General features: G+C 47.6%; 9 protein-coding genes. 4 read left to right on the top strand and 5 right to left on the bottom strand.

The annotated features are described in order from the left end of the window. Positions 1-137: 137 nt before the first annotated feature. From QT974_RS27360 to QT974_RS27350, 3 genes are all read right to left on the bottom strand, one after another. On the bottom strand, positions 138-551 hold the full coding sequence (locus QT974_RS27360; RefSeq protein ID WP_333471554.1) for a hypothetical protein: 414 nt from the start codon (positions 549-551) through the stop codon (positions 138-140). Between the two features lie 223 nt (positions 552-774). After that, positions 775-1,635, bottom strand: coding sequence for an FAD-binding domain-containing protein (locus QT974_RS27355; RefSeq protein ID WP_333471553.1), 861 nt, complete (start codon positions 1,633-1,635; stop codon positions 775-777). Between the two features lie 36 nt (positions 1,636-1,671). Continuing rightward, complete coding sequence (locus QT974_RS27350) at positions 1,672-1,797, bottom strand: hypothetical protein (protein ID WP_333471552.1); 126 nt, start codon at positions 1,795-1,797, stop codon at positions 1,672-1,674. Between the two features lie 41 nt (positions 1,798-1,838). On the opposite strand from QT974_RS27350, the gene ribD reads away from it, so the two are divergent. Both ribD and QT974_RS27340 read left to right on the top strand, forming a co-directional pair. Next, on the top strand, positions 1,839-3,014 hold the full coding sequence (gene ribD, locus QT974_RS27345) for a bifunctional diaminohydroxyphosphoribosylaminopyrimidine deaminase/5-amino-6-(5-phosphoribosylamino)uracil reductase RibD (RefSeq protein WP_333471551.1): 1,176 nt from the start codon (positions 1,839-1,841) through the stop codon (positions 3,012-3,014). Positions 3,015-3,066: 52 nt separating this feature from the next. Next, positions 3,067-3,678 (top strand): hypothetical protein, encoded by a 612-nt coding sequence (locus QT974_RS27340; protein ID WP_333471550.1) that lies wholly within the window; start codon positions 3,067-3,069, stop codon positions 3,676-3,678. Positions 3,679-4,077: 399 nt separating this feature from the next. On the opposite strand, the gene QT974_RS27335 is transcribed toward QT974_RS27340, so the two are convergent. After that, positions 4,078-4,989 carry a PPC domain-containing protein gene (locus QT974_RS27335; protein ID WP_333471549.1) on the bottom strand — a complete coding sequence of 304 codons (912 nt, stop codon included), beginning with the start codon at positions 4,987-4,989 and terminating at the stop codon, positions 4,078-4,080. Positions 4,990-5,088: 99 nt separating this feature from the next. Here QT974_RS27335 and QT974_RS27330 point away from each other — a divergent pair, with 99 nt between their 5' ends. Beyond that, positions 5,089-6,786, top strand: a complete 1,698-nt coding sequence (locus tag QT974_RS27330; protein ID WP_333471548.1) for a flavin monoamine oxidase family protein — start codon at positions 5,089-5,091, stop codon at positions 6,784-6,786. Between the two features lie 58 nt (positions 6,787-6,844). Here QT974_RS27330 and QT974_RS27325 read toward each other — a convergent pair whose 3' ends face one another. Next, positions 6,845-7,624: a Uma2 family endonuclease gene (locus QT974_RS27325; RefSeq protein WP_333471555.1), complete on the bottom strand. Its 780-nt coding sequence runs from the start codon at positions 7,622-7,624 to the stop codon at positions 6,845-6,847. A gap of 267 nt (positions 7,625-7,891) precedes the next feature. On the opposite strand from QT974_RS27325, the gene QT974_RS27320 reads away from it, so the two are divergent. After that, a partial coding sequence (locus QT974_RS27320; RefSeq protein ID WP_333471547.1) for an FxLYD domain-containing protein occupies positions 7,892-8,262 on the top strand: 371 nt, incomplete at its 3' end.

The following is an 8,262-nucleotide window of genomic DNA, read 5'->3' as shown; positions in this document are numbered from 1 at the left end:
GATTTTATGTCCAAATGCTACGCCCTTCTATGATTTTTGCACTCTTGTCTATTAGTCATTAATGATTTTGCCAATTACCCATTCCCAATTCCTAATTCCCAATTACCAGTTACCAATTCCTTCTTGCCAATTACCGATTAAAAAACATATTTTTCGGCAACACGCCAGTAGCGGGAAAACCGCTTCAAATCAATGTAGCCATCGTAGCGGACAAAGGCTTCGGGCGGCAAAACTTCTACTGGGATCTCTATCCTAATTTTCCGGCAAATATCATCAAACCGAGGGCTGGGACTTTCCGCTGTGACTACTTGATTCGCACCGGATTCTTGAGCAAAAGCGATAACTTCGGCAGCCACATTGCCGCGCCGAATAACTACCGGCAACTCTAGCAAACATTCGTAAATAAACACCATTCGTTTGAGACTTAACTGCCATTCATCGATCAGTGCATCGTCCCAAACCCAGATTGCTGGTGCCTCTGGGTGTGCTTGAAAAGCGGGGCCTTTTGGACTCAAACAGTCGCCGTGCAGCCAAATAATCGAATTGTTCATAAATTGGTAACTGGGAATGGGTAATTGGGAATTGGGAATTATAAAAAAAAATGAATTACTTTTCTTCCTAACTAACAACGGACAACTAACAACGGACAACGGACAACTAACAACGGACAACTAACAACGGACAACGGACAACGGACAACTAACAACGGACAACGGACAACGGACAACGGACAACTAACAACGGACAACTAACAACGGACAACTAACAACTAACTTAATTTCTCCTTTTTTTCTGAGGGCGTTGCCAACTTTGAGAACCGCCCGTGCGATCGACCTTTTCGCCATTAGGAAACAACTTGCTCTCCAAATATTCGTAACTTCCCTCAAAATCGCACTGTCCGTAAAAAGGACAATCGCGACAATAAACCGCCTTAGTATAACGCTCCAAATTTTCCCGATTAAAAAAATAAGCCTTGTGACTAAAAGTGCTGGCTACCCACTGCCAAGAAAGATTGTTGCTGGCTGGATCTCCGTCTAGCAAGTGTTGCAAAAACCAGCGAGCTCCGGCTTGCCAGCGGACGCGGCGCCAGTGTACCAGATAACTAGCCATCCACATTCGCTGGTGGTTGTGCAGATAACCAGTTTCCTGCAACTGGCGGCTGAAACTGTCGATGCAAACATTACCAGTCGTGCCTTCGATTACATCAGAAGGCAGAGTTTCGCTGTAATCTTTGGTAGTGTAACCAGTTTTGTAGGGTTCGCGGTCTTGCCAAATTCCATTGCCCAATTCGGCGTAAAGTCGCTGCCAATAATCCCGCCAACCCAACTCGTTGATGAGTTTGACGGCATCTTCTTGATGCTGCACCTTGGCGAGCACGGCATCCCGGACTTCGGCAAGACTCAAAACGCCGTAACGCAAATAGGGCGACAAGCGGGTGACGGCACCGTTAAGGAAGTTGCGGGTGGAGGTGTATTGGCTGGGGTTAATTTGTTGCAGCGCTGTCTCGGCTGCTTTGCGCCCGCCTAGAGTTGCGGGTACGTTGCTATCTCGGGCGGCGGCTTCGGGGAACTGTTGGCGGAGGTAGGATATTAATTCGTCGCGGCTGGCAAATTCCCGCTCCATGTCTTGACTCATTGTTTTTAATCGATCGCCTGTTTTGGTTTCTTTATGTTAGAGGAATTTCTTGGTAGGTGTGGGGGGTCGATCGCCCGATCGCGCTAATTGACTGTGAAATGCTGGTACCGTACAGTTTGCCCCAGCAGCAATCGATCGCCGCCCGTTCGCAAAAATTAGCATCAAACTCACTAAACTTAGGTTAGATATCAGAGCAAAATCTCATGGAAACTTATCCGGCGGACGCTAAAGCGATCGCCAGCTTAGCGAAGCCACAGCAGCAAGGTACAAAACAACTGGACAACAGCGAAATTCAAGAGTTCGATCGAGCCATGATGCGCCGCTGCATAGAATTGGCCCGCCGCGCCCTCGGCAAAACCGCACCCAACCCCCTCGTAGGTGCCGTAGTTGTCAGAGACGGCCAGATTGTCGGCGAAGGGTTTCACCCGGGCGCCGGTCAACCTCACGCCGAAGTGTTTGCGCTCCGGGAAGCGGGGGAACTCGCGGCCGGAGCGACTGTTTACGTCAACCTGGAACCCTGCAACCACTACGGGCGGACTCCTCCCTGTTCCGAAGCTTTAGTTAATGCCAAGGTGGCAAAAGTAGTGGCTGGGATGGTCGATCCGAATCCATTGGTAGCCGGAACTGGGCTTGCCCGGTTGCGAGCAGCCGGTATTGAAGTGGTGGCGTCCGTGGAAGGGGAAGCTTGTCAGAAGCTCAACGAGGCTTTCGTGCACCGGATTTTGCACCGCCAGCCTTTCGGAATTTTGAAATATGCGATGACTTTGGACGGTAAAATTGCTACCAGTAACGGTCACAGCGCTTGGGTGACGGGCGAGGAGGCTCGCAGGGAGGTGCACCGAGTGCGCGTCGGCTGCGATGCGGTGATTGTTGGGGGAAATACGGTGCGTCTAGACAATCCCCAACTGACAAGCCACCAGCCAGACAGAAATAATCCCTTGCGGGTGGTGATGAGCCGCTCTCTGGATTTGCCGAAGTCGGCTTGGTTGTGGGAAACCTCTGTGGCTGCTACTTTGGTGCTGACTGAACCCGGGGTTAACCCGGAATTTCAGGAATTTTTGAGCGCTAAAGGGGTGGAAGTTGTGGAGTTGTCGCCGCTGACGCCGACTAATGTGATGGCTTATTTGTACGATCGAGGTTTTCTTTCTGTACTGTGGGAGTGCGGCGGCACTTTGGCGGCTAAGGCAATTGCTGAGGGTGCAGTGCAAAAAATTATGGCTTTTATTGCTCCTAAAATTGTCGGCGGCCGAGAAGCTCCTACTCCTGTGGGAGATTTGGGTTTTTCGGCAATGACTGATGCTTTGACTTTAGAGCGGGTTTCTTGGCGCGCGGTGGGTGTAGATTGTGTGGTGGAAGGCTATTTTAAAATTAAAGATTGAAAGTTAAAAGCGAGTCTTTTGAGTTTTGAATTTTTAACTTTTAACTCCTTTTATGACTGAAATTACGCTCTGGAGTTTGATGGTTGGCAGTCTCGGCTTGGAGGCTGCAATCGCTGGGATTTGGGTGAGCCGCAAGCAATTGTCGGCAGGGCAAAAATGCGACGAAGAGGAGGAAGTTTTGACTCGGTACGAATCTGGCGAAGATAATTTTACGGCGTCTGAAAATGCGATCGCAAACGGCCATCCCACATCCGATCGCACTGCTGATGATTTGACGGTTTGGGAGTACAAGATTGTGCGGGCTAGCAGCGATTTGTTTCGCAATCCGGCGATTTTTCACAAGCTGTGTCGGGAAGAGGCGGAGGTGGGCTGGATTTTGCTCGAAAAGCTCGACGACAGGCGGGTGCGGTTCAAACGTCCGATCGCGCTGAGGGACGCCCCGAGGTCTAATTTACCGACATTTGACCCTTACCGCAGTCATTACGGCCCGATGTCGAATGCGATGACTTGGGCGGTGGCGATCGTGTTTTTGAGTGCGATCGTGCTGCCTGCTGTTTTGGGCTATGCTTTGGTGTCCGCTACTCTCACAAAAAGTCGATCTAATTGGCCTCCGACACCGATTCAGTCTGTGCCTTCTCCCGGCGGCCCAACAACTAATAATTGAAACGTCGTAAATAAGGAAGTTCGGCAACGGATTCGGTAACGGATTCAACTAATTTCACGGATTTAACGGATGGCAAGGAAGTGCGACAACGAACACTGTACGGGATTTAACGGACGTAACGGATTTCAATCCGATGGAAGTCGGAAGAAGCAAGAAGGAAGAAGAAGAATAGAATTGTTTGTTTTAAGATCGAGTCCGGTCCAAAAAATACAATTAGGTTTGTAGTGAGGACTTTAGTCCTTCCTTTCTCGTCAGACAAGGCTAACAACAAACAATAATATCAGCGATTAACCGGAGACGATATAACTGACAAAAAAGCAAAATTTTTGAATCATGAATTTTACTTTAATTCTGCCTTCTGCCTTCATATCCGGTTCCCTTCGACTGTCTACCATCGTATCATACAAGTGGCGTGGGAGAAGGAGCTGATAGCAATCTCAAGTTGTAATCTGTGTCGCCTTGAAATTGAGAAACGCGGACGAAATAAGTCCCCGCAGGCAAAGCCCCATTGCTGACAATTCTTTCTGAAGCCGTACCTAAATTATTAGATGAAGCAATAATATCGTCTGCTCCAACTGCACCGTTGCCGTTGAGATCCTGAATTAATTCTACATCAACATCTGCACTCAAGCCATCTACAGTTGCACTGAAAAGGCTGGGAGTATTCAGGATGAAACTGTAAATGTCGGCTGGTTTTGCAGCACTCAAAAAATCGTTGTCAATGAGACTGTCTGTGAGAACACCCAGGTTTTGGGCTGCGTTTAAATTATCAGCGGGAGCCGGGATTGTGCTCAGCAGCCCTTCTGGTTCGCCGAATTGAAGGTAATGGTCGATCGCACTTTTAACTGCGCCACTGCTGACTGCTGCTGCGACGAGGGGATATTTTTCTAGATAAAAGCTGGGATCGAAGAAAATGCTGGGTTTGCGGTTTTCCAATTGACCAACTTTCAAATAGTGTTCAAATGCGGTAAATTGATTTGTTTGGACTGCTGTCTGAACGTCTGCATTGCTTGTGAGATAGAAGCCAACGTCAAACAAAGGGTTAGGGTTTCGCCGTTCAAATTGACCGAATCTGATAAAGTGATCGGCGCCTGAAAAACCATTGAGTTTTGCTGATACCGCTACATCTGTATTGGTGTCTAAATAATAGCTGGCGTCAAACAGGGCGTTGGGGTTGCGATTTTCAAATTTACCAATTTTTCGGTAGTGATCGAAGGCGCTGGATACTGTGCCTCTGGCAACTGCTACGGCGACATCTGGGTTGTTTTCGAGATAAAATTTGCTGTCGAACAGTGTTCTGAGGGTTAGCATTATTAAAAAAATCTCTTTGTACTTTAATCTGGAAAGTGCATAATCACTTTCGATCGAGAATCCAGTTTACATCAATTTTTTTGTGAGGGCGTCTCAATTATGGCTAAATCTGCACTGATGGCAATGCTGCGCCGCGCTGCAACCATTGCCCAGAAATCCGGGGAAACGGGCATTCCGGCTGATGAATTGCTGGGGATGCTGGACGATCGCACTTCCAATTTTCCCATATCTCGGCGCGGCTTGCTGCACGGGGGTTTAGCTGCTGCGGGGGCTGTCGCTGCTGCGACTTTTACCCGGGAGGGAGCTTTTGCTCAGCAGCGCGGGCGATCGCCTATTTTGGTTGTGGGTGCGGGAATTGCGGGTTTGACGGCGGCCTATCGCTTGCGTCAAGCGGGCGTGCGTGCTGATGTGATTGAGGCAAACAACCGCGTGGGGGGGAGGATTCGCACTGTTCCTAAGGTGGCCAGAACGCTGATTCCGGCGGAGTTGGGGGGAGAATTTATTGACAGCGGCCATACTACTTTGATTTCGCTGGCGACGGAATTGGGTTTGCAGGCGAGAGACTTGGTTGAGGTGCAGCGGGGACTGGTAAAGGACACTTTTTTCTTTGATGGGCGCCGTTTTTCTCAGCAGCAAATAATCGCGGATTTTGCACCGCTAGCGAGTAAAATCAAGGCTGATTTGCAGGCAGTCGGAGATGAATTGAGCTATCAAGATTTTACGGAATCAGCGGAAAAATTGGACTATCTTTCGCTCGCTCAATATCTAGACCAAGCTGAGACTAGCACGATTGTCCGACAGTTGCTGCGCATTGCTTATACGACGGAATACGGCAGAGATCCCGAGGAACAGTCGGCGTTAAATCTGCTGTTTTTAATTGGTACTGAAGCTAACAGCTTTGAATTGTACGGTAACAGCGACGAGCGCTATCAGATTGATGGCGGCAACAGTCAAATTGTCAACCGTTTAGCCGATCGATTGTCTGGTTCGATCGAGACGGGGACGGTTTTGGAAGCGATTACTCTGTTACCGGATGGCCGCTATCGGGTAAGTTTGCGATCGGGACAAAGCGCGATCGATCGCACTTACGAGCGAGTGTTGTTAACTTTGCCCTTCAGCACTCTGCGAGACGTTAAAATTAACGTACCTTTGCCGCAGCCCAAGCTGCGGGCGATCCAGCAGTTGGGCTACGGTACTAATTCTAAGTTAATTACCGGCTACCGCAGTCGCATTTGGCGGGAACTTTATCGATCGACTGCTTCTGTTTATAGCGATTTAGGGTTCCAAAATACCTGGGAAGCTACGCCTTTTACTCCTAGTCCTAACGGTTTAGTTACTGATTTTACAGGAGGAAAGCAAGGTTTGGCGATCGGTAGCGGAACTCCCGAAGACCAAGCACAAAGATTTTTGAACCAATTTGAAAGAGTTTTTCCTGGTGTAAGAAACCTCAAAACTAATCAAGCTGTCCGAGCTTTTTGGTCGGGAGAACGCTATTCTAAAGGTTCTTATTCCTGCTATTTAGTCGGACAGTGGACGCAAATGCACGGCGTAGAAGGCCAAAGACTTAGAAACATATATTTTGCCGGAGAACACACTTCGCTGGAAAATCAAGGTTACATGGAAGGCGGTTGCGAAACTGGACAAAGGGCGGCTTTGGAAATTTTGCAAGATTTGGGTTTAACGGCTTCTGCTGAGGCTTTGAATACTCGAAGTGCGAGCAGTTTGAACCAGCGCCGTCCGAGTCGGAAAGTTCCCGGAGCGCGGAATCTTCGGAATAGGAAACCGAGTATTAGATAACATGGAGGAATTGCGGACACGGCAATGCCGTGTCCCTACAAATATCGCGTAGAATTCATCAAATAATCTCGTCCGGGTTAATTCCCTGAGCGCGTAAATATTCAGCTAGGCGATCGGCTCGTTGACGTTCGCGATCGGCTCGTTGACGTTCTTGCTCGACTCGTTGTCGTTCTGCCGTTATCTGTTCTACACCCCACAATAGCAGATTTCCTGCTTCATCCCACCAGCGCAACCAATAACCTGTACGCTGTTCTTTTTCTCCCCGCCAAGTTCCCAGATACAAACCAAAATCTGCCATCCAATGGCGACCTTCCTCATCAGGAAATTCTAGTTCATATTTGCCATTTTGCTGCAAGCGATATACTTCCAACAATCCACTTTCGGGATCGAAAATGATGTAAGTTGGTACTTGCAAAATTTGTTCGTAAAAGAACCACTTTCCGGGAGGAAAAGTACGTCTAATAGAATATTCCTCACCATCTGTTTCCGACAAAAACTCCATCACAATGCTGGGGATTTCTCCTTCCAAGTTTGGGGTATAGCTTTTGCGGTCTCTTCTCGATTCTACGGGCAATACGGAAGGTACATAAACCCAATCTGGTGCTTTGATAACTAACTCGCCGTTGACAGTAGCGCAAATCCCAAAGTTGCTAGCAATCAGCATGAGCGGGCCGATTAATCCTCTCAGTTCTAAGATTTCTCGCAGTGCTCCAGCAATTAGCGGTTGACCTGTATTCTCCACTGGTTTTTCTTCTAATTGGAAGTCGTCTGGCAACTTCTCCCAAGTTACGGTCATTGCTACCGTTTTTTGTTTTGGGTTATCTTGAGTCGCGACCATGACTTTACTTTCTAAAGTTTGATAGCTCATTATAACATACTGTAAGGTAATTTTCGGGCTGGCTATAAGCCCACCCCACAAGAGCAATATATTGGCAGGGTGTGGATCCCTCGCTTGTACTCAAAACAAGACGAAAAATTGAGTGAGCGATGCACCAGAAACAATATTTTAAGAAACAAACCAACTCAATCAAAAAAATATAAAAAATATTTTTTAATTAGGTCTTTTCTGGTACAATTGATTTCATAAAATAGCCAAAATAAGAACATGAATTTTTTACATTTGACAGCAGCTTTATCAACCTTGCTAATCTCGTCAATCTCCGCTAGCCCTTTGCTAGCAGATTCTACAAATACGAAAATTCAAATCTCACAAATTGACGAGCCGTTTTGCTATATGAAAACCCCCGACGGCAAAACCGTAGACTTGGGCAAACTGTGCGATAAACCGCCAGTTTCGGAAAGTTCCCAAACTTGCATTGCTGGTGCAAACATGGCGGCAAAAGTATCAATCGCCCAGGCAAATTATGATGGCAAAATTTTTAGCGGTAAAGTGTTAAATCAAGGCTGCAAAACCATCAAGAATGTGAAAGTCAATTATGAAGTTTTGGACGAGTCAGGTAATTTAATTGACAACGG

The organism is Microcoleus sp. BM001215392, assembly GCF_036700185.1.
In the GTDB taxonomy this organism is placed as follows: domain Bacteria; phylum Cyanobacteriota; class Cyanobacteriia; order Cyanobacteriales; family Microcoleaceae; genus Microcoleus.
Note: the sequence above shows the minus strand (reverse complement) of the source record. Positions and strands in the feature narration are given on the sequence as shown.